This is a genomic window from Serratia fonticola (assembly GCF_001006005.1).
Taxonomy (GTDB): Bacteria; Pseudomonadota; Gammaproteobacteria; order Enterobacterales; family Enterobacteriaceae; genus Chania; species Chania fonticola.
This window is the reverse complement of the sequence record NZ_CP011254.1, coordinates 114141-136416: the sequence shown is the minus strand read 5'-3', so window position 1 is coordinate 136416 and position 22276 is coordinate 114141. Positions and strand designations below refer to the sequence as shown.

Sequence of the window (22276 nt, the reverse complement as noted above, 5' to 3'; positions counted from 1 at the left end):
TGCAAATATTTTCGTTATTAGTTTTAAGCAGCCTGATAATAACCAAGCTGCGCGCTAATTGATGTGATCTGATTCTAATATTTGCCAAAAATTGCCACCCAGGTGGGTGGCGATAAACATCTTAACCGTTCTGGCTATCGTCCTGCTGCAAATTGCGGATCAACAATGCATAATTGAGGTCGATATCCTCGGGGATCGGCAAATAAACGATATGGCCGTTGCCCGGAGCGACATCGATCGTCTCGCCCTTCTTGTTTTGCAGGCTTTCCAGGGTAAACAACACGTTACCCCCTGGCGTCATCATCTCTACGCTGTCACCGACCAGGAATTTATTTTTTACATCCACTTCCGCCCAGCCGTTACGGCGCACCCCGGTAAATTCCCCGACAAACTGCTGCAGTTCGGAAATGGAGGAGCCGTAATCATAGTTCTGGTGGGCATCGTGCGTATGGCGGCGCAGGAAACCTTCGGTATAGCCACGATGAGCCAGGCCTTCCAGCGTGGTTAGCAGGCTAGGATCGAAGGGTTTACCGGCAACGGCGTCGTCAATGGCACGGCGATAAACCTGCGCGGTGCGGGCGCAGTAATAAAACGACTTGGTCCGGCCTTCAATTTTCAGCGAATGTACGCCCAACTGGGTGAGCCGCTCAACGTGCTGGATGGCTCGCAGATCTTTTGAGTTCATGATGTAGGTGCCGTGCTCGTCCTCAAACGCGCTCATGTACTCGCCGGGTTTCTGCGCTTCGGAAAGCATAAAGACTTTATCGGTTGGCGCGCCAATGCCCAGCGTCGGCTCAACGTTTTGCACCGCGATAGGCTCATGCAGATGCACGATGCTGCCGGTATCGTCTTCCTTGCCTTCTTCTGCCTTGTACTGCCAGCGGCAGGCATTGGTGCAGGTGCCTTGGTTGGGATCGCGTTTGTTGATGTAACCGGAAAGCAGGCAGCGGCCGGAATAGGCCATGCACAGTGCGCCATGTACGAAGATCTCCAGCTCCATCTCTGGCACCTGGCTACGGATTTCCGCCACTTCATCCAGCGACAGTTCGCGGGAAAGGATCACTCGCGTCAAGCCCATCTGCTGCCAGAACTTCACCGTTGCCCAGTTGACCGCGTTAGCCTGCACCGAGAGGTGAATGTCCATCTGCGGGAAGGCTTCGCGCACCATCATGATCAAACCGGGGTCGGACATGATCAGCGCGTCCGGGCCCATGTCGATCACCGGTTTCAGGTCACGCAGGAAGGTTTTCAGTTTGGCGTTGTGTGGCGCGATGTTAACCACCACGTAGAATCTTTTGCCTAGCGCATGGGCTTCGTTAATCCCAAGCTGCAGGTTCTCGTGGTTAAATTCGTTATTACGTACGCGCAGGCTGTAACGCGGCTGGCCAGCGTAAACCGCATCGGCCCCATAGGCAAAGGCGTAACGCATGTTTTTCAGCGTTCCCGCCGGGGAGAGGAGTTCTGGTGTAAACATAGTGATTCTCGGTCTGATTTCAGGTCAGCACCGCGCCACCCAATGGCGCAGTGAAAGCGGGGGATTGTAGCGGCAGCCCGCCAAGAAATCAGCAATTAACCGGAAATTTTCAAGGGAGATTGATCTTCATCATCAGAAAAACCGCGCGGTAGCGGATACCGCGCGCAGGCCGGATGAGATTTATGCGCTTAAATCGCGCACGTCGGTGGTAGGGCCATTTTTGATCACCGACTGAATACCGCTTTTCGCTGCGCTATCCGAGCTGTACATCTGGCTGGTGCCAATCACCTGATGGTTTTTGGCTTTCAGCACGAAATAGGGTTTGTTGTTGCTGCTGATTTTCACTTCAAACTGCGCCTCATGAGGCGAATTGGTTTGCACGGACGCAATCCCGTTTTCCGCCGAGGCTTTGCTGGCATACATCTCGCTGGAGAGAATGATCTCGCCATTGCTGGCCTTCAGGTTGAAGTGATACTGCCCGTTGCTCGATTTTGTCAGCTCATAATGTCCGCTTGCCATGGTCCTGCTCCTGATTAGTGCCAATAAGTGAGATAAGTGTAGCTAATGTCTCAGCCAGCGTTTTTTTTAACGGTGAAGTAATGCGTAACAGTGCACAGAAATGGGTGGCTTTTTGTGCTTTTGGTTTGAACGGAAAGGATTGCATGGTTAAAATTTGTCCTGGTAAAAACGATGCTGGATAAGGCGCTGAGTACGCTAAAAACGGAAGAAAAGCCGTTGCTGCACAGTGACCAAGGTTGGCACTATCAGATGGCGGCTTATCAGCATCAGTTGCAGGAAAATGGGATAGAACAGAGCATGTCTCGCAAGGGTAACTGCCTGGATAATGCGGTAATGGAAAACTTCTTTGGCCATCTGAAAGCTGAACTGTATTATTTACAACGCTTTGAGAGTGTGGAACAGCTGTCTGAAGAGATAGACATGTACATAGATTACTACAATAACCGACGTATCAAGCAGAAGCTCAAAGGCCTGAGCCCTGTGGAGTACAGAACGCAGGCCTTGATGGTTGCTTAATTTTAAACCGTCCAACTTCTTGGGGTCAGTTCATTGCAGCGCCCCTACACGGTCGCGGAGCTTGAGGTGGAAGACTGGACGCAGTAAGCGTCACAGCCCATTGACCAGCCGACACTGTTCGGCTTCCCAGCGGTAGCCCACCCCGTAGACCGAGCGGATAAACGCCTTGTCACCGTCGATCAGCTCCAGCTTGCGGCGCAGGTTCTTGATATGGCTATCGATGGTGCGGTCGGTCACCACCCGGTAATCGTCATACAGATTGTTCAACAGTTGTTCGCGTGAAAACACATTGCCCGGCTGGCAGGCCAGGGTTTTCAGCAGGCGGAATTCCGCCGGTGTCAGATCCAGGATATGGCCCTGATAGCTGGCTTGAAAGCGCGGCTCATCAATGTGCAACAGAGACTCATCGTCACTATGTTCCTGTGGACGATAGCAACGACGCAAGATGGTTTTCACCCTGGCAACCACTTCGCGCGGGCTGTAAGGTTTGCAGATGTAGTCATCCGCCCCGATCTCCAGCCCCAGCAGCCGGTCGATCTCTTCGATTTTGGCGGTCACCATGATGACGGGGATGTCGGTAAAGCGCCGTAGCTCACGGCAAACGGTTAAGCCATCGCAGCCAGGCAGCATTAAATCCAGCAAAATAAGCGCCGGTGGCTGCTCATGCACCGCCGGGATCACCTCGCTGCCGTTGCTCAGCCAGCGGGTGGCGTAGCCAGCAGCCTGCAAGTAATCTACCAACAACTGGCCCAGCTTGGGTTCATCTTCCACAATCATGATCTGTAGTGACTGATTTTGGTTTTCCATCAAACAACCTTATTATTCACCAGAGATGGGGAAATCTACTGTAATGCGCACGCCGCCTAAAGGCGAGTGTTGTGCACGGATCTCGCCGCCGTGTGCCTCCACAATGTTCTGACAGATGGAGAGCCCCAGCCCCGAACCGCCGCTGGCGCGGTTACGCGATCCTTCGGTGCGATAGAAACGTTCGAAGATGAGAGCCAACTGCTCGTCGTTCACTCCCGGGGCGCTATCCTGCCAGTAAATCCGCACCGTTCCCGGCAGGCGTTCGATACCAATCTCCAACCGGCCACCGGCATCGGTATAGCGTTGGCTGTTTTCCAACAGGTTGTTGAATAACTGGAGCAGTCGGTCGGGATCGCCAAACAGTGGCATCTGTTCCGGTAGATAGGTGACGATATCCAACTGCTTGGCATGAAAACGTTCACGGAAGGCCGCCACTGCGATCTGCACCAGATGCACACAATCTACCGGCAATTTACGGTAGGCGAGGGCACCGAGATCGGAGAGTGACAGTTGGTGCAGGTCGTCCACCAATTTGGTGAGGGTTGAGACTTCCGCCTGTAGCGAACTGAGCGACGCCGGTGTGGGTTGGCGAACGCCGTCTTGCAGCGCCTCTAACTCGCCACGCAATACCGCGAGTGGGGTACGCAGCTCGTGGGAAACATCCGCCATTAACGCCCGCCGCATCTGTTCGTTCTTTTCCAGCGAGGTGGCAAGCTGGTTGAAATCCTGCGCCAGTCGGCCCAGCTCATCCTGGCTGCTGACCGCCACCCGAGCGCTGAAATCACCCGCCGCCAGCCGATGAGTACCACCGACCAGGCGTTTGACAGGTGCCAGCAGGCCGCGTGACATCAGCCAGGTCACTGCCGCCGCCAACAAGGTGGATAACCCAACGATCATCCAACTGGTGCGCCGCTGTTGGCGATCGAAGTTGATGTCCGCATTACGCGTCAGCTTTTCCGGTGGGGTAGCCACCACCCAACCGACGATCTGATTGTTGTAATGAATCGGGTGGCGTGTGCTCTCTTTAGGGATCGGGCCGGAATGACCCACCAGCCGGTTATACTGGCTGTCCACCACCCAGAATTGGGTGCGCCAGCCCTTGGGGGGCAGATTGTGGCTGCTGTCGCTATTCTGCTCAAACGAACGCATGATCTGATACACCACCTGATCGTTGTTACGCAGAAATTCCCAGTTGCCGTGGCGGCGATACTGATCCTCCAACGCGTCGCCGAGCATGCTGATGCGTTGCTCATTGCTGTGCTTGATGTAATCGATAAAACCCCGTTCAAAGCTGACGCGTACGCCCCAGTGCATGGTGATCAACACCAACATGCAGGTGGCGAAGATCGCCATAAACAGCTTGCCGGTTATGCCAATTCTCATTGTTTCCTCGTGGAGCCGGTGCCCGGCTCTTTGGTCAACGTACGGTTGGGGGCGATGTCGGTCGGTACGCGGGCGAAAGCCAGCGCCGGCAGGGCAATAATCAGTGCCATGCAGCCATAGCTGTAAATAAAGGCATTGTGGATCGCCGGGCTATCGGCCACCACCTGATGATGCGCGAAGCTGCCAATCAGGATCCCGGCAATGCTGACGCCCAGGCTCATGGACAGCTGCATCACCATCGACAGCAGGCTGTTACCACTGCTGGCGAGCCGATCGGGCAAATCTTTCAGCGTCAGGGTATTCATGGCGGAAAAACGCAGGGAGTTAACCATGCCTTGGAAGAAGAGTATCACCGGCAGCAGATAAACCCAGCCCAGCATCGCCACCAGCGGAAAACTCAGGGTGACCAGCGCCAGCATCAGCGTGGCGGCCACCAGCACATTACGATAACCGAAGCGATTCACCACCTGCACCACGATGCGCTTCATGCCCATGCTGCCGATGATCATCGGGATCATCATCAACCCGGCGTGAAACGGGGAAAACCCCATGCCCACCTGGAGAAACAGCGGGGTCATAAAGGGCAACATACCGCTGCCGATCCGCCCCAATAGGCTGCCGGTCAGGCCGACGCGGTAGGTTTCGGTCTTGAATAATCGCAGTGAGAACAGCGCGCGGCTGTTCCCACGGGCGTGCAACCAGTAGCCAGCCAGCGCAGCGCAACCCATTGCCACCAGCCCGACGATGGTAGCAGAGGAAAGCCCCATGCCTTTGTGCCCGTCGAGCGCCAGCGTCAGCGTCGCCATGCCGATCGCCAACATGATAAAGCCGCTGATATCAAAACGCCGGGTCTGCATGGTGTAATTGGGCATCAGCAGCGCGGTGGCAATTGCCCCGGCGATACCCACGGGAATGTTGATCAGGAAGATCCAGTGCCAACTGGCGTATTGCACCAGAAAGCCCCCCAATGCTGGCCCCATCAGCGGGCCGATCTGGCCGGGCAGGGTGACGAAGGTCATTGCCGCCATATACTGTTCACGCGGGACGATTTTCATCACCGTCAGCCTGCCGACCGGTACCATCATCGCGCCGCCGATGCCCTGTATCACGCGGGAGGCCACCAGCTCATTCAGGGTTTCAGAACGGGCGCACAGGATCGACCCGAGCGTGAACAGCACGATGGCGCTGAAGAACACCCGTTTGACGCCTACCCGATCCGCCAGCCAGCCGCTGGCGGGCAGCATCACCGCGACCGTCAGCACATAGGAGACAATCACCGACTGCATGCGCAGCGGGTTTTCCCCCAGGCTGGCCGCCATGGAGGGCAACGCGGTATTGACGATGGTGGTATCCAGCGTCTGCATGAAGAAGCCGAAAGCCACGATCCACAGCTGCCATCGCACCGAGGTGGACCCTAGCGGGGCGCTGGGTTTGATGCTCATCTCATAAGCCCTTTATCTCCCGCGTTGCTGCCGATCAGTGAGGCAGCGGCGTCAGTTTTTTACCGCGACGGAACTTCATCTGTAAGCGGTCAAAGTACAGATAGATCACCGGCGTGGTATACAGCGTCAACAATTGGCTCATCAGCAGCCCCCCGGCAATGGTGATCCCCAGCGGCTGCCTCAGCTCCGCCCCATCGCCGCTGGTCAGAACCAGTGGTAAGGCGCCAAACAGGGCCGCCAACGTCGTCATCATGATGGGGCGAAAACGCAGTAAGCAGGCCTGGAAGATCGCCTCACGGGCGCTGATCCCGCCGTTGCGTTGCGCATCCAGGGCAAAATCGACCATCATGATGGCATTCTTTTTAACGATACCAATCAACAGCATAATACCGATTAGCGCAATCAGGCTAAACGGTGCGTCAAACAGTTCCAGTGCCAATAGCGCCCCGACCCCGGCAGAAGGCAGCGTGGATAGTATGGTCAGCGGATGGATATAGCTCTCATACAAAATACCCAGCACGATATACACCGTGGCGATGGCCGCCGCGATCAGGAACAGCTGTGATTGCAATGTTTCCTGGAACACCTGTGCGGTGCCGGCAAACGAACCTCGCACGGTGGAGGGAACTCCCAGCTGCGTCATGGTCCGTTCGATGGCTGTCGTCGCCTCGGACAGGCTGCCACCGTCCGGCAGGTTGAACGAGATGGTGGAGGCTGCCGACAGCCCCTGATGGTTCACTGCCAGCGGTGCGTTGGCTGGCCGCCATTGGGCAAAGTAAGACAGCGGGATCGGCTGGCCGCTGCTGTTGATCACAAACATTTTGTCCAGCGAGCTCACGTCCTGGGTATAGGGCGGAGCCACCTCCATCACCACTTTGTATTGGTTCAGCGGCTGATAGATGGTGGAAATCTGGCGCTGTCCGAAGGCGTTGTTGAGCAGGTTGTTGGCGTCGTTGACCGAAATGCCCAGCCGCGCCATGGTTTCGCGATCGTAGGTCAGATCCATTTCCGAGCCTTTGTCCTGCTGATCGGAGTTGACGTCCGCCAGCTCCGGCAAGGCTGCCAGCGCGGTGCGGATCTTTGGCTCCCATTCGCGCAGCGCGCCAAGATCGTCGGCCAACAGCGTGTATTGATAGCTGGCGTTAGCCTGCCGCCCGCCGACGCGGATATCCTGCACCGCCATCAAGAACAGGCTAGCCCCCGGTTCTTTCGCCAGTTTGGCACGCAGGCGAGCGATCACCTTCTGGGCATCATCGGTGCGTTCCGACAGCGGCTTGAGGGAGATAAACATCGAGCCGCTGTTGGTGCGCGAGCCGCCGGTGAAACCGGTGACGTTATCCACATCCTTGTCTTCCCGCACGATCTTCATAAATTCTTGCAGTTTAACGCGCATCGCCTGAAACGAAATGCTCTGGTCGGCCTGGATAAAGCCCATCAGGCGGCCGGTATCCTGCTCGGGGAAGAAGGTTTTTGGAATACTGATGTACAGCCAGACGTTGAGGGCAATCGTGGCCAGGAACACTGCCATGACCCAGCGGGAATGGCCCAATACCCAGTTGAGCGAGCGGCCATAGCCCTGCTGTAAACCCAGCAACATGCGGCCAAAACCCCGAATACGCCGCTGTTCGCGCGGTGGCTGGTAGCGCAGCAGATAGGCACACATCATCGGCGTCAGCGTCAGTGAAATCAGCAATGAAAGCCCGATCGACACCGAAAGCGTCACGGCAAATTCACGGAACAGCCTGCCTGGCAAACCAGCCATAAACAGCAAGGGAATAAACACCGCCACCAGCGATACGCTCATGGAAAGCACGGTGAAGCCGACTTCACGCACCCCTTGCAGGGCGGCTTTGATCGGTTTCATTCCGGCCTCGACGTGGCGAGAAATATTTTCCAGCACCACGATGGCGTCATCCACCACAAAACCGGTGGCGATGGTGAGCGCCATCAGCGATAGGTTATTCAGGCTGAAGCCGCACAGGTACATGGCGGCGAAGGAACCGATCAGGGAAACCGGTACGGCCACTGCCGGGATCAGCGTTGCGCGGCCAGAGCGCAGGAAGATGAAGACCACCAGGATCACCAGCCCGATGGCTATTACCAAAGATTGCTCCACCTCGGCCAGCGAGGCACGGATCGTCGGTGAGCGATCCTGGGCAATACTCAGTTCGATCGAGGCGGGGATGTTCTCCCGCAACGCGGGCAACTCGGCGCGGATACGATCCACGGTTTGAATGATATTGGCACCGGGAGCACGGCTGATGGTGAGAATGATGGCCGGTTTGGCGTTGGTCATCCCGGCGTTGCGTACGTCCTGGACCGAATCGATGACGTTGGCCACGTCGCTCAATCGTACCGCCGCGCCGTTGTTATAGTGAATAACCAACGGCTGGTAGGCCGCCGCGGTTTTCAATTCGTCGTTGGCCTGGATCTGCCAGCGCTGCTGCGGGTCATCCACCGCGCCTTGCGGGCGGCGCACGTTGGCGTTGGCGATGGTTTGCCTTACCGCATCCAGTGAAATCCCCTGGTTGAATAAGGCACCGGGATTAAGCTCCACGCGTACCGCAGGTAAGGAACTGCCGCCGACCGAGACATCGCCTACGCCTTCCGTCTGGGCAATTTTTTGCGCCAACTGCGTAGACGCGAAGTCATACAGCTGCCCTTGGTTGTAGGTATCCGAAGTCAGCGTCAGGATCATGATTGGCGCGTCGGACGGGTTGATCTTGCGATAGGTGGGGCGGCTTGGCATCCCGGTAGGCAACAGACTTTGGGCGGCGTTAATCGCGGCCTGTACGTCACGCGCAGCCCCGTTGATATCGCGATCGAGATCGAACTGTAGGATCACCCTGGTGCTGCCAAGTGAACTCGTCGAGGTCATTTCATTAACCCCGGCGATCCGGCCCAGGGCCCGTTCCAGCGGTGTAGCTACCGAGGAGGCCATGGTTTCCGGATCGGCGCCAGGCAATGAAGCGCTGACCAGAATGACGGGGAAATCCACCTGCGGCAGCGGCGATACCGGCAGCAACTGGAAGCCAATCACCCCGGCGAGGGTGATCGCCAACGTCAACAGCGTTGTGGCAACCGGCCGGTAGATAAACAGGGCGAAGAATTTCACGACAGCTCCTGCGGTTCTGGCTGACGGCGGGTATTGCGCGCCAATTTATCAAACAGCAGGTAAATCACCGGCGTGGTGAACAGCGTCAGGATCTGGCTCATCACCAGGCCACCGACCATACAGACGCCCAGAGGGCGGCGCAGTTCGGCCCCGACGCCGGTACTCAGCATCAGCGGTAATGCCCCCAACAGCGCGGCCAGCGTGGTCATCAGGATCGGGCGAAAACGCAGCAGGCAGGCCTGATAGATGGCGTCGTACGGCGTCATCCCTTGCTCACGCTCGGCAGCCAATGCAAAGTCGATCATCATGATGGCGTTCTTTTTCACGATGCCGATGAGCAAAATTATGCCGATAATGGCGATCACATCCAGCTCATGGCCGGAGAGCATCAGCGCCAGCAGGGCCCCGACACCGGCGGTGGGCAGGGTAGAAAGAATGGTCACCGGGTGGATAAAGCTCTCATACAGCACGCCCAGCACGATATACATCGCGACCACCGCCGCCAGGATCAGCCACAGCGTGCTGCCAAGGGCAGCCTGAAATGCCAGCGTGGCACCCTGGAACTGGGTGGTGATGTCTTTGGGCATGTTGAGGTCTTTCTCAGCCTGAGTAATGGCCTCTACTGCTTCCCCGAGCGAGTAATTACCAGCCACGTTAAACGACACGGTGGCCGACGGGAACTGATCGAGATGGTTGATCGACAGCGGGCCAAAGCGCTCTTCTATTTTGGCGATGGTGCTTAATGGCACGATGGTGCCGTTGCTGCTGGTCAGGCGGATATCGTTTAACGCGGAAAGCCCTGGTGTGCTGGAGACATCATGCTCCAGCACCACCCGATATTGGTTGGCCTGGGTGTAAATGGTCGAGATCAGGCGCTGACCGAAGGCGTTATACAGCGCGCTGTCGACATCGCTCATGGTGATTCCAAGGCGCGAGGCTGAGTCTCGGTCGACATTCACATAGGCCACCAGCCCCTGATCCTGCCAGTTGCTGGTTACTTCGGCCAGTTGCGGCGCCTGCTGCAATTCGGCCATCAACTTCGGCACCCACAGGCTGAGTTCATCCAGTGACATCGCCTGCAGGGTGAACTGGTACTGCGTACGGCTCACCTGGGTGTCGATGGTCAGATCCTGCACCGGTTGCAGATACAGCTTCAAGCCGGGGAACTGCGCCGTCTGTTGCTGCAGGCGGGTAATGATCGCCGGGATGCGATCGCTCCGTTCGCTCAGCGGTTTAAGGTTGATCTGCAAACGGCCGCTGTTGAGCGTAGCATTGCTGCCGTCCACGCCGACAAAGGACGTCAGGCTTTCTACAGCCGGATCCTTGAGGATTTCGGCTGCAACCTGCTGTTGGCGCTCGGCCATGTTACTGAATGACACGCTCTGTGGCGCTTGCAGCGTGCCCTGAATGATGCCGTTATCCTGTACCGGGAAGAAGCCTTTCGGCATCAGCAGATACAGCAACACGGTCAGCGCCATAGTGCTGAACACGACGCCTAACGTCAGCCACTGATGGTTCAACACCACTTTCAGCCACACGCCGTATTGGGCGATCACCCGGTCAAAGAAACGCTCGGAAGCACGAGAGAAACGGTTTTGCTTACGCAGCGACTCGTGGCTAAGCATTCGGGCGCACATCATCGGCGTCAGCGTCAGCGACACCAGCGCGGAAATCAGGATCGCCACTGCCAGCGTCACCGCAAACTCACGGAACAGACGGCCAACGATATCCCCCATAAACAACAGTGGGATCAGCACGGCTACCAGCGAGAAGGTCAGCGAGATAATGGTAAAGCCGATCTCTCCGGCCCCTTTCAGCGCCGCGTCGAGCGGTTTTTCACCTTTTTCGATATAGCGCGAGATATTCTCGATCACCACGATGGCGTCATCCACCACAAAGCCGGTGGCGATGGTCAGCGCCATCAGCGTCAGGTTGTTGATGGAGAAGTCGAGGAAATACATGACGGCAAAGGTGCCTACCAGGGAAAGCGGCACCGCCACGCTCGGAATAATGGTGGCGGGAACGTTACGCAGGAAGACGTAGATCACCATGATGACCAGGGCGATCGCCAGCAGTAGCTCAAACTGTACGTCGCTGACCGAGGCCCGGATGGTGGTGGTGCGGTCGGTCAGCACCTTCACATCTACCGACTTTGGCAGGCTCTTGATCAGCTCTGGCAGCATCTCGCGAATACTGTCAGCGGTGGTGATGACGTTGGCACCCGGCTGGCGCTGAATATTCAGCACGATGGCCTGCTCTTTATTGGCCCATGCCGCCAGGCGGTTGTTCTCTGCGCCTTGCTCAATGGTGGCGATATCTTGCAGGCGGATGGCTGCGCCGTTCTGATAGGCGATAATCAGCTGACGGTAATCCTCTGCGGTTTTCATCTGATCGTTGGCAGAGAGCGTAACCGAACGCGTCGGGCCGTCCAGGCTACCTTTGGCCGAGTTGACGTTGGCGTTACTGATGGCGGTGCGAATGGTTTCGCTATCCAGCCCATAGGCGGCCACCGCCGTAGCATTGAGCTTCACCCGCACGGCCGGGCGTTGTCCGCCAGAAATGGTGACCAGACCGACCCCGGTAACCTGCGAAATCTTTTGCGCCACCCGGGTTTCCACCATGTCTTCTACCTGGGTCATCGGCATGGCGGTTGAGGTGACGGCCAGCGTCAGGATCGGTGGATCGGCCGGGTTAACCTTACTGTAAATCGGCGGGTAGGGCAGATCGCTGGGCAGCAGGTTGGTGGCGGCATTGATGGCCGCCTGCACTTCCTGCTCGGCAACGTCCAGCGGCAGTTCAAGCTGGAATTGCAGGGTGATCACCGAGGCACCACCGGAGCTCTGCGAGGCCATCTGCTTAAGGCCGGACATCTGGCCAAACTGGCGCTCCAACGGCGCAGTGATCGCCGAGGTGACCACATCCGGGCTGGCGCCTGGGTAAAGCGTGACGATCTGGATGGTTGGGTAATCCACTTCCGGCAGGGCGGAAACCGGCAGCGAGCGATAGCCAATGATCCCGGCCAGCATGATAGCCAGCATAAACAGCGTGGTGGCTACCGGGCGAAGAATAAACAGGCGGGAAGGCCCACCGCCGCTATGGGGGGACATCGACTGCATCAGGAGTTCCCCTGAGGTTTAGCGCGGTGCTTCGGTTGTTCTACATTCGGGGTAGCCGCTGTTTGATGAGGCGCCACCACTTCAACCTGCATGCCTTCGGTCAGGCGGTCGATGCCGTCGGTCACGACGCGGTCGCCCGCATTGACACCGGCGCTAATGACCACCTGCTGGCTATCCTGAATACCGGCGGTAACCCGATGTTTGCTGACCTTATTGTCTGCGCTCAGCAGCCAGACGAAGTTGCCTTCATTGCCCATTTGCAGTGCGGCAGTAGGGATCACCACCGCATTTTGCAGGGTGGCAACCTTCAGCCGGGCGTTAACGAACTGATTCGGGAACAGCGCATCGTCCAGATTGTCGAAGCGAGCCTTCAGTTTGATGGTACCCGTCGCGGTATCGATCTGGTTATCCAGGCTCAATAGCTCACCGGTGGTTAACAACTGCTGGTTGGTGCGGTCCCAAGCTTCGACGCTCACGGGGCCAGCTTTCTGCGCTTTGACCAGATCGGCGATATTGCTCTCCGGCAGGGTGAAGACCACATCGATCGGATGCGTTTGGGTGATCACCACGATGCCGGTAGTGCTGCCGCTGGCGATGTAATTGCCCACGTCAACCAGCTTAAGGCCCACGCGGCCATCTATAGGTGCGGTGATTTTGCTGTAGGTTATTTGCAGTTTGGCGCTGTCCACCGCCCCTTGGTCGGCCTTGATCGCCCCTTCGGTCTGGCGAACCAGCGACTCCTGGGTATCCAGCTCCTGGCGCGATACCAGATTGGTTTTTGCCAACTGTTGGTAACGGGCGAGGTCGCGTTTGGCATTGGCCAACGTCGCCTGATCTTTGGCTAACTGCCCCAGAGCCTGAGTTAATTGCACTTCGTAAGGGCGTGGATCGATTTCAACCAGCAGGTCTCCCGCCTTGACCTGTTGGCCTTCGGTAAAGTGGATTGCCATCAACTGACCATCGACGCGGCTGGTGACGGTCACGGTGTTGGCCGCGGTGGCGGTGCCCAATCCCGAGAGGAAACGCGGTACGCTCTGCACTGTGGCGGTGGCGGCCTGTACTGGAGACATAGGAGCCCCTCGTCTACCACCGGCTCTGCCTGCAGCTCCTGCGGGACCTGAACCTGCCTGCTGCGCACCCGGCGCTGCATCGGTAGCCTGTGGCGCGCTAAAGTGACGCCAGATCAGAATGGCGGCAAGCACTACGATAACTATGGCTAACAGGCGCAGCAGCAGTGAGCGGCGTTTGGGTTTTGTATTCATGGCGTTGGGTATTCTCTCCAGAGACAGTCGTGCGGGCAATCAGTTGCCAAAAGTGATACTCCTTACAGGATACTAGTTTAGCGAGCTGTCACGGTGTAAAAATGAAGGAAATATGGAGGAAGCGTCAGGTTTGTCGGCAGAGAATGTCTATTTTACCGAAACAACGCTTAGCTAGACATTTTCTGACATATAACCGATTCGTTTTAGCGTTCCAGCCGCTTTCGCGCTAATAATTGAGAGCGAATTTTTTCTTTTCCCTCAGGAGCCACATCATGAGTAAGAAACCGTTGGGTCGTTCAGGCATTCAGGTCCCGCAGCTGACCTTTGGCGGCAACGTATTTGGCTGGACGGCAGACGAGGCCACGTCTTTCAGCCTGCTGGATGCGCTGGTAGCCAATCAGCTGAATTTTATCGATACCGCCGACGTCTATTCGAGCTGGGCGCCGGGCAATCAAGGCGGTGAATCAGAAACGGTGATTGGTAACTGGCTGAAGAAAAGCGGCAAGCGCGACCAGGTGATCATCGCTACCAAAGTGGGAAAACCGATGGGTGAGGGCAAGCAAGGCTTGTCGCCACGCTATATTCGTCAGGCCGTAGAGGATTCGTTGCGCCGCCTGCAAACCGATTATATCGATCTTTATCAGTCCCATGATGACGACCAGGACACCCCGCTGGCGGAAACCCTGGCGGCGTTTGATGAACTGATCAAGGCCGGGAAAGTGCGTGCCATAGGCGCTTCAAACTATCAGGCAGACCGGCTGGTGGAAGCACTGAAAGTCAGCGAGCAAAACGGACTGGCGCGCTATGAAACCTTGCAGCCGGAATACAATCTGTATGCTCGTGAAGGTTATGAGCAGGCGCTGGAAGCGGTGGCGCAGCAACAGGGATTGGGGGTGATCAACTTCTTCTCACTGGCTAGTGGTTTCCTTACCGGCAAATATCGTAGCGCACAGGATGTGGGTAAGAGCCAGCGTGGGGATACCATTGTGTCGCGTTATCTGAACCCGCGAGGTTTCCGCATTCTGGCAGCCCTCGATCTGCTGGCCGAGAAGCACCAGACTACACCCGCACAGATCTCGTTGGCCTGGCTGATTGCTCGCCCAAGCATCACCGCGCCAATCGTCAGCGCCACCTCGTTAACCCAGTTGGATGAGTTGGTGAGTGCCACACAGTTGCAATTGGCTGCCGAGGATATCAAGGCGCTGGATGAGGCAAGTGCCTGGTAAGTTTCTGCGATGCCCCTCACCCCAGCCCTCTCCCACAGGGAGAGGGAGTTAGATTGGTGGTGATTTATATGATTTTCAATCACCTAGACTTTATGAGGTTGGATTGTATGGTGGTCAGATGCAGGCGCTAAACTGTGGCTCGTTCAGTCCCCTCTCCCTTTGGGAGAGGGTTAGGGTGAGGGGATATCAACTATTATTCAATGAGTTATCATCACCATCACTTGTTTGGCGATAGCTTACGATACAACACATGCTTGCGTAACGGATGGCACAGAGGTAAACGGGGATGTTCGAAGGTTTCACCGCTGAAGTTCATCCCGATGCGCTCCATCACTCGGCGGGAAGGGAGATTAATTTCAGCAGTAAAGGACACTACTTCTGACAGTTGCAGCCTATTGAAAGCGATATCCAGCGCGCAACGTGCCGCTTCGCTGGCATAGCCTTGGCCCCAATGCTCCTTCGACAACCGCCAGCCAATTTCCACGCAGGGAGAGCAGGGCAGATCGTCACCAGGAATGGCCAGCCCGACAAAGCCGATAAAGGCAGCCTGATGCTTCACCTCGACGGCCCACAGCCCCCAGCCGTGCTGTTGCATAAATTGGCGGATGCGATTTGCCTGGGCATCGCTTTCAGCGCGGTTTAGCGCTGCCGGGAAGTATTTCATCACCTCAGGGTCGCTATTGAGCGCAGCAAAGGCGGGCAGATCGCTATCTTGCCAACCGCGCAGCAGCAATCTGGGTGTTTCACCAGTTGTGATAGCCATAATGCTCCATTGTCAGGGGCGTTAGCCGCCCCTGCGTTAATCAACGAAACAGCGTCTGCGCCCAGCGTGCCAGCCCGGCGGTAACCGAGCCAAAATCGTTGCCACCGACGATCGGGATCCCTGGCAACTGCTGTTGCAGTGCGGTTCGCAGCAGTGGTGAGCGTGCGCTACCACCGGTCAGGTAGATAACCTGCGGCTTGCTTTGGCTGGTGGCCAGGGCGGCGCTAACCTGTTCCTGGATACGCAACAGAGGTTGGGCAATGGCATCGGCCAACTGCTCCTGGCTGATCATCTCTGCCAGCTCCGGCTGCACAAAATCCAGTTGGGCGCTGATGCTTGCCTGACCCGACAGCGCGATTTTACTCTCTTCCGCCGCACGTACCAGCCGATAGCTCAGGCGCTGCTGATGGACTTTCAACAGACGTTTCACCTTCTCGGGTTCGGCAGCGTCGCGGATCAGATCGCGCAGCATACGGCCATTGGCCGTGCTGTAGAAATCGATTTGGGCCGGGACATCGTTGGTCGCTACCGCGTTCCAGTAAGGCAATGCAGGCATGGCAATGCCTTTCTCGGTTTCACCGCCCATACCGAACAGCGGCATCAGCTGTTTGAACGCCAGCATAATATCCAGATCGTTACCGCCCACGCGGCAACCGCTGTGCCCCAACAGGCTCTGTTGGCGATCGGCACGATCGCGCCATTGTGGCCCCATCAGCAGCACCGAGCAGTCGGTGGTTCCGCCGCCGATATCGACCACCAGCACGGTTTTCTCTTCGCTCAGCGTCGCTTCAAAGTCCAGACCGGCGGCAACCGGTTCGAACTGGAACTCGATCTCTTTGAAACCGGCTCGTTGTGCGGCACGATGCAAAATCCCCTGCGCCTGCTGGTTAGCCTCTTCACCGCCGGTTCCCTGGAAGTTGATCGGGCGGCCAATGACGGCCTGTTCGATGCTGGTTTGTAATACGCCTTCCGCCTGGCGCTTGATGTGGAACATCATGGCGCACACCAGATCTTCAAATAGCGCAATCTGCTGTGGCTTAAGGCCGTTAGCCCCTAGGAAGGATTTCGGTGAGCGGACAAAATACACTTCTTCCGGATCTTCGATGTAGTGGGCCAGCGCCTGCAGGCCGAACAGCACGCTGTCGCCGTTGACCGGAATATCTTCTTCGCGGTTGAAGGTGATGGCGCGGCGCAGCAGTTGCTGGTTTTCCTCGCTGCCGGTTGGCACCTGCCAGTGGCGATGCAGGCACTCACTCACCGCTTCACGCGTCGGTGCGCACAGCATTGAAGGGAGATACGGTTCGTTGTTTTCCAACGTCAGTAATTCAGGGCCCTGATCGCGCATAACGGCGACAGAACAGTTGGCAGTGCCATAATCGAAGCCAATAAACATTTTTCGTTCCCCATGCCGATGAAGGGGGGCGACTTTACCCGAGACTGGTCTGCCGAGCAACGAGTGGGCGGCTAACTGGTGAAAAATTTAGCGGTAATCGCGGCGGCATGGTTAACTTGAACCAGATTGGAGACAAGGACACTGAATTTGTAGGGGCGCCGCATGCTACGCCCGTTTAACTGTATCCCGACAAAGTGAGTCAAGCAGGTTAATGTCCGATTCCCGCACGTCAGCCACAGGTCCGAGCGCCATAATGAACAAAAAACTGACTCCGAGCGATGCCATGAAGAATCAACAACAGGCGCTGTATAGCGCGCTGAGTGCGCGTGACCGTAAGTTTGACGGACGATTTTTTGTCGGTGTCTCCTCCACCGGTATCTATTGCAGGCCGGTATGTAGCGCCCGCACGCCGAAAATCGAAAATTGTACGTTTTACCCCAGCGCCGCTGCCGCCGAACTGGCCGGTTTTCGCCCCTGCCTGAAATGCCGCCCTGAATTGGCTCCAGGGCTGGCGCTGATCGACCTGGGCAATCGCTATGCTCAGGTTGCGGTTCAGCTGATCGAGCAGGGCTATCTTTCAGAGCACAGCTGTGAACAGCTGGCTACCCGCTTGGGGATTTCCGATCGCCATCTGCGGCGCATTTTTGCCGAGCAGTTCGGCGCCTCCCCCATTGATTACGCCCAGTCGCATCGTCTGTTACAGGCCAAACGGCTGCTGGCGGATACCGATTTGCCCCTGAGCGAGGTGGCATTTGCCGCCGGGTTTGGCAGCCTGCGGCGTTTCAATGAGCTGTTTAAGGCCCGTTATCGCCTGATCCCTTCGGTATTGCGTAGCACTGCTGGCCGTAGTGAGCGTGCCGCCACCAGCGGACTGGTGTTTCATCTGGGGTATCGGCCACCTTACGATTGGCCGCGTATGCTGGGGTTCTTACAGACGCGTGCGGTCAGCGGCGTGGAAAGCGTTGTCGGTCAACAATACTGCCGTTCGATCGCGGTGGAGCAGGGCGGCGTCGAATATTGCGGTTGGGTGAGCGTCCAGCCGGAAGAGGCGCGAAACCGGGTTCGGGTGGAAATTGCCCCGTCACTTAGCCGGGTGACGACCGAAGTCCTGCGGCGCATTCGCCAACTGTTCGATCTGGATGCCGCGCCGGACCGCATTTGCGAGGCGTTAGGCGCGCTAGCGGCAGATGCGCCCGGCTTACGTTTGCCTGGCTGCGTCAGCAGCTTTGAGCAGGCTACGCGTGCGGTATTGGGGCAGTTGGTCAGCGTCAAGATGGCGGCTACCTTTGCCGGGCGGATGGCCGAACGCTGGGGAACGGTCCTGGAGCAGCCGTATGGCGATATCACTCATGTTTTTCCGCAGGCGGCGCGGATCGCCCAACTGCAACCGGAGGATCTGCGACCATTGGGCGTACAGCTGAAGCGCGCGGCGGCGCTGATAGAAATTGCACGCAGGGTGACAGAAGGGCGTTTGCAGTTGGATAACGTGTTGGATATCGAACAGGGTATCAAGGAGTTAACCGCACTGCCGGGGATAGGCAGTTGGACCGCCAGCTATATCGCGATGCGGGCCTGGTCATGGCCGGACGTTTTTCTGGCAGGGGACTATCTGATCAAACAGCGTTTCCCCGGCATGACGCCGCGCCAGATTGAGCGCTATGCCGAACGCTGGCGGCCTTGGAGGTCCTACGCCACCTTGCATCTGTGGCATAACGATTGTTGGGCACCTTCAGTGAATACCGAAGTAGCCGCCGCTGAGTAAATCGCTCAGCGGTAGCTCCAGCGCAACGGTGTCACCGTCTACCAGATCGACCCCGATGGCTGTCAGCGCACTTAGCGTAACCTGTTGATGTGCTGGGCCGGCCAGAGTTTGAGTATTAATACGGTGCGCGGCACCATGGATCATCGACACCATCAGTTCATCCATTTGGTTGCAGTGGACGTCGGTGATAAAACGTTCGTCAATGCGGATGTAATCGATAGTCTGGCCGTTTAACTGATCGAAGGCGTTCAGGTTGCGGCCAAAATCATTGACGATCAGCTTGCAGCCCATCTGCTGCAAACGGCGGATAAAGGCACCGCCATCCTCTGGGTGATCGAGCACGATGGTCTCGTCTACCATCAGATACAGCGTGCTGGCCGGCAGCACGGAAGCCGCCAGTAACTCCAGCAAGTAATTTTGAAAATCAAGATCTAGCACGCTGTCTGTGGCCAATGGCAGCGTAATGGCCAGCCCCTTGCGGCGTAGAGCTTCGGCGTGTCTTTCCAGTATCTGGCTTACCAACCAGCGATCGACCTCCGGCAGCAGGCCGTAGAGCTGGGCAGCGGCGAGGAAGGACTCAGAGGCCAGCAGGCGATCATCGGGTGGGCGAACGTGCAGCTTTAACTGATAGAAACAGACCGCCTGCGGCGTTTTAGGCGGCGAGGCTGCCCTGACGCGTAACAGCAATTGCTGATTATCGATAATATTCAGCACTTCCTGGCGCGTTAGCAGCTCATGCCGGCGCTCCATCTGCTGTTTTTGCCGGGCTTCATAAATATAAACCTGGCCGCGGCCGTGGTGCTTGGCGGTATAACAGGCGATATCGGCCTGTGCCAATAGCTCGCTGCTCTTGCCGCTGGCGGCACCGATTGGTGTAATACCGGCGCTGGCGCCAACATGATAAATCTTGCCTGCCCAGCAGAATGAGTATTCGCCGATCTGCTCGATCATCTGTTGCATCAGCAACTTGGCCTGCTCCAACGAACAGTCGAACAGGATCAGACCAAATTCGTCGCCCCCGAGCCGTGCCAGGCAGTCGCTGTTACGCAGCTGGCGCTGCATCAACTGGCCAATCTCCCTGAGCAAGGCGTCGCCTGCCGCGTGTCCGGCACTATCGTTAACCGCTTTGAACCTGTCGAGATCGAGGAACACCAGCGAGTGCTGTTGCTGGTTTTCGGCCACGCTGGCAATAGCGCCCTTCAGCCGCTTTTCGAAGCTGGTACGGTTTTTCAGGTCGGTCAGCGCATCGTGAGAGGCGTTGTAGCTGAGCTTTTTCATCAGTTCCCGCGAGGCGCTGACGTCCTGCAACACCATCACTGCCCCCATCACCTCCCCCTCGATGGTTTTCAGCGGCGATACGGATTCCTGTACGTCGAAGCGGCGGCCGTCGCGGCTATGCAGTACCAGCGCGTATTCTGCTGGCAGGGGAGGCCCCTCTTGCAGGCAGTTTTGCACCGGATTTTCTATTTCTGGGCCATTCTGGCCGTTGGTCATCCGCACCACGCCGTTAATCGGCATACCTAGCGCCATCTCCAGCGGCCAACCGCACATCTGTTCTGCTACCGGGTTCATAAAGGTGATGCGCATTTCGCGATCGGTGGAGATCACCCCTTCGCCGATGGCGTCCAGCGTAATGTGTAAACGTTCCTTCTCTTCGTGCAGCGCTTCGGCCAGCGATTTGATTTCCGTCATGTCGATATTGGTACCGATCATCCGCTTCGGCTCGCCGTGCTCATCGAGGATGGTATTACCCTGGCCGCGAATATGACGAATTCCCCCCAGCCTGGTCTTGATGCGGAACTCCATCACAAACGGCCGATGCCGATCGCTGAGCGTAGCCACTTGCCGCCCGATGCGTTCGCGATCTTCTTCCAGCAGTAATGAGCTCCACAGCGCCAGGGTGGGAGTTTGGTCCGGCGTCAATTCGTACAGCTCGAACATTCGCTTGTCCCAGGTGAGCTTATCTCCGTTCAACATCCATTCCCACACGCCGATCCCACCAGCCTGATTGGCTAGTGTAATGCGTTCTACCAGGCTGCGGTTCTCCGCTTCGGTACGCTTTAGCTCGTTGATATCTTCTACTTGAGAAATAAAGTACAGCGGTTGGCCCTGCGGATCGCGCACCAGGGATACCGCCAGCAGTGTCCAGACGCTCTCACCGTCGCTACGGATATAGCGTTTTTCCATGGTGTAGCTGCTGATGTGGCCATCAAGCAGGTCTTGTAACTGTGTCAGATCGGCATTTAAATCATCGGGATGGGTGATTTCTTGAAACGTCAGGCGGCGCAGGGTTTCTGGGGGATAGCGCAGCAGTTTGCACAGCGCCTGATTGACCTGTAACCATTTCCCTTCTGGTGACACCAGCGCCATGCCGATGGCCGAATACTCCAACGCATTACGAAAACGCGCTTCGCTTTCCACGATATGTTCTTTTTCCACCCTGAAAGCATGCATCACCATTGCCATGGCGTGGGCCGGGATCAGGATCAACATCAGTGGCAGGTAGACTGTCACATCGCTTAAAAACGTTCCCCTATCCTGAAAATGCAACAGCCCGAGCGAGATCATCACCGTAATCATCAGGGTCGTGGTAAAACAGATAATAAAGGCTTCGAGCCGCGGCAGGCTGATCGCTGCCCACAGCAACGGCAGGATGATAAAGGTAAACGGGAAGGGTAGGTTGAGCAGCGCCAGAGAGCTGAAGGTCAGTGTTCCCAGCAATACTAACAGCAGTTCGAACAGGTTCAGCGTTCTTAACATTGAGCGGCGATAAACCAGCCCGATCGGTGCCAGAGCCAGTACGCCGATCGCTTCGGAAATAAACCAGGTGCTGAAGGGCTGCCAAAAGGTTTCCCCAGGTGCGGGCGCTAGTGAGGCCGCCAGCAGTGCGCTGAACATTGGCGTGAAGATCACGGCGCAGAACACAAATTTCAACCAGCTTGCCAAGCCGTTTAACGGATCGTCTGGTTTCAGTACTCGCCGTAACAGCAGGGTACAGACGATGGCTTCCAGCAGGTTAATCAGCGTGAGTTTGACCGGGAACCAACTGAGGCCGAATAGCAGGAAACTGGCAATACACATGCCGATCCCGCTGAGGATCAAGTGCAATGGCCAATTGCGCGGTGGCTGGTGGAACATCAGCATAATAACGGCGGCAGTCGGGAACCACAGCGGGGTAAAGTGGCTGGATTCTGCTGACAGCGTCAGGCACAGGTAGGCCAGCAGAAACACCATCAATGCGCTCAGCAACGAGTGAGTGAACAAGGTACCTTTAGCTTTGAGTGGGTGCTGCGCTGCGCTGAGATCCATCGGTAACCTTCACTTTGTGCTATCGACCACTAAACCCTGCCGCCGCAGTACTCACCAGAGGGGAGTACTGCGGGCGAGGAATACCTATCCAAGTATATACCCAACCTTTATCAAGACACACCGTGGCGATTCGGCACTTTCTCCGCAAGGGAAACCTGCGATTTGCTCTGGCCTAGCTATAGGTGACGT

Annotated in this window: 13 protein-coding genes and 1 pseudogene; 3 read left to right on the top strand and 11 right to left on the bottom strand. The window is 57.0% G+C overall.

Annotated features, from left to right (window positions below):
* Positions 1-121: 121 nt before the first annotated feature.
* Positions 122-1474, bottom strand: a complete 1353-nt coding sequence (gene trhP, locus WN53_RS00480) for a prephenate-dependent tRNA uridine(34) hydroxylase TrhP (RefSeq protein WP_024486177.1) — start codon at positions 1472-1474, stop codon at positions 122-124.
* A gap of 180 nt (positions 1475-1654) precedes the next feature.
* Positions 1655-1993: a YegP family protein gene (locus WN53_RS00475; RefSeq protein ID WP_024486176.1), complete on the bottom strand. Its 339-nt coding sequence runs from the start codon at positions 1991-1993 to the stop codon at positions 1655-1657.
* A gap of 153 nt (positions 1994-2146) precedes the next feature.
* Here WN53_RS00475 and WN53_RS00470 point away from each other — a divergent pair.
* A pseudogene (locus WN53_RS00470) lies at positions 2147-2509 on the top strand (transposase); the annotation flags it as partial.
* A 90-nt stretch (positions 2510-2599) separates the two neighbouring features.
* Here WN53_RS00470 and baeR read toward each other — a convergent pair.
* Genes baeR through WN53_RS00440 form a run of 6 tightly spaced genes read right to left on the bottom strand, consistent with a single transcriptional unit; the run spans position 2600 to position 13634 of the window.
* Positions 2600-3316, bottom strand: a complete 717-nt coding sequence (gene baeR, locus WN53_RS00465) for an envelope stress response regulator BaeR (RefSeq protein ID WP_024486275.1) — start codon at positions 3314-3316, stop codon at positions 2600-2602.
* 12 nt (positions 3317-3328) lie between these two features.
* Positions 3329-4699 (bottom strand): envelope stress sensor histidine kinase BaeS, encoded by a 1371-nt coding sequence (gene baeS, locus WN53_RS00460; protein WP_024486274.1) that lies wholly within the window; start codon positions 4697-4699, stop codon positions 3329-3331.
* On the bottom strand, positions 4696-6141 hold the full coding sequence (mdtD, locus tag WN53_RS00455; protein WP_024486273.1) for an MFS transporter: 1446 nt from the start codon (positions 6139-6141) through the stop codon (positions 4696-4698). Before mdtD ends, baeS begins: the two co-directional genes overlap by 4 nt.
* 34 nt (positions 6142-6175) lie before the next feature.
* Positions 6176-9256: a multidrug efflux RND transporter permease subunit MdtC gene (mdtC, locus tag WN53_RS00450; protein WP_046807986.1), complete on the bottom strand. Its 3081-nt coding sequence runs from the start codon at positions 9254-9256 to the stop codon at positions 6176-6178.
* Complete coding sequence (locus WN53_RS00445; protein WP_024486272.1) at positions 9253-12372, bottom strand: MdtB/MuxB family multidrug efflux RND transporter permease subunit; 3120 nt, start codon at positions 12370-12372, stop codon at positions 9253-9255. Before WN53_RS00445 ends, mdtC begins: the two co-directional genes overlap by 4 nt.
* Positions 12372-13634, bottom strand: coding sequence for an MdtA/MuxA family multidrug efflux RND transporter periplasmic adaptor subunit (locus WN53_RS00440; RefSeq protein ID WP_024486271.1), 1263 nt, complete (start codon positions 13632-13634; stop codon positions 12372-12374). Before WN53_RS00440 ends, WN53_RS00445 begins: the two co-directional genes overlap by 1 nt.
* Positions 13635-13906: 272 nt before the next feature.
* Between WN53_RS00440 and WN53_RS00435 the strand changes: the two genes are divergently transcribed.
* Complete coding sequence (locus WN53_RS00435) at positions 13907-14860, top strand: aldo/keto reductase (RefSeq protein ID WP_024486270.1); 954 nt, start codon at positions 13907-13909, stop codon at positions 14858-14860.
* A 217-nt stretch (positions 14861-15077) separates the two neighbouring features.
* Here WN53_RS00435 and WN53_RS00430 read toward each other — a convergent pair whose 3' ends face one another.
* Both WN53_RS00430 and yegD read right to left on the bottom strand, forming a co-directional pair.
* Positions 15078-15623, bottom strand: a complete 546-nt coding sequence (locus WN53_RS00430) for a GNAT family N-acetyltransferase (protein WP_024486861.1) — start codon at positions 15621-15623, stop codon at positions 15078-15080.
* A 40-nt stretch (positions 15624-15663) separates the two neighbouring features.
* The gene (gene yegD / locus WN53_RS00425) at positions 15664-17016 is read right to left on the bottom strand and encodes a molecular chaperone (protein ID WP_024486862.1); all 1353 of its coding nucleotides are present in this window, start codon (positions 17014-17016) and stop codon (positions 15664-15666) included.
* A gap of 253 nt (positions 17017-17269) precedes the next feature.
* Between yegD and alkA the strand changes: the two genes are divergently transcribed.
* The gene (gene alkA, locus WN53_RS00420; RefSeq protein WP_024486863.1) at positions 17270-18778 is read left to right on the top strand and encodes a DNA-3-methyladenine glycosylase 2; all 1509 of its coding nucleotides are present in this window, start codon (positions 17270-17272) and stop codon (positions 18776-18778) included.
* Here alkA and WN53_RS00415 read toward each other — a convergent pair.
* A complete protein-coding gene (locus WN53_RS00415) occupies positions 18746-22087 on the bottom strand; it encodes a diguanylate cyclase (RefSeq protein WP_046807985.1) in 3342 nt (1113 codons plus the stop codon). The two genes, alkA and WN53_RS00415, sit on opposite strands and share 33 nt — an antisense overlap.
* Positions 22088-22276: the final 189 nt, after the last annotated feature.

Bases quoted from the DNA above. Each gene is read 5' to 3' on its own strand.
- trhP (WP_024486177.1), bottom strand. From the start codon at position 1,474: ATGTTTACACCAGAACTCCTCTCCCCGGCGGGAACGCTGAAAAACATG.
- WN53_RS00475 (WP_024486176.1), bottom strand. From the start codon at position 1,993: ATGGCAAGCGGACATTATGAGCTGACAAAATCGAGCAACGGGCAGTAT.
- baeR (WP_024486275.1), bottom strand. From the start codon at position 3,316: ATGGAAAACCAAAATCAGTCACTACAGATCATGATTGTGGAAGATGAA.
- baeS (WP_024486274.1), bottom strand. From the start codon at position 4,699: ATGAGAATTGGCATAACCGGCAAGCTGTTTATGGCGATCTTCGCCACC.
- mdtD (WP_024486273.1), bottom strand. From the start codon at position 6,141: ATGAGCATCAAACCCAGCGCCCCGCTAGGGTCCACCTCGGTGCGATGG.
- WN53_RS00445 (WP_024486272.1), bottom strand. From the start codon at position 12,372: ATGCAGTCGATGTCCCCCCATAGCGGCGGTGGGCCTTCCCGCCTGTTT.
- WN53_RS00440 (WP_024486271.1), bottom strand. From the start codon at position 13,634: ATGAATACAAAACCCAAACGCCGCTCACTGCTGCTGCGCCTGTTAGCC.
- WN53_RS00435 (WP_024486270.1), top strand. From the start codon at position 13,907: ATGAGTAAGAAACCGTTGGGTCGTTCAGGCATTCAGGTCCCGCAGCTG.
- WN53_RS00430 (WP_024486861.1), bottom strand. From the start codon at position 15,623: ATGGCTATCACAACTGGTGAAACACCCAGATTGCTGCTGCGCGGTTGG.
- yegD (WP_024486862.1), bottom strand. From the start codon at position 17,016: ATGTTTATTGGCTTCGATTATGGCACTGCCAACTGTTCTGTCGCCGTT.
- alkA (WP_024486863.1), top strand. From the start codon at position 17,270: ATGAACAAAAAACTGACTCCGAGCGATGCCATGAAGAATCAACAACAG.
- WN53_RS00415 (WP_046807985.1), bottom strand. From the start codon at position 22,087: ATGGATCTCAGCGCAGCGCAGCACCCACTCAAAGCTAAAGGTACCTTG.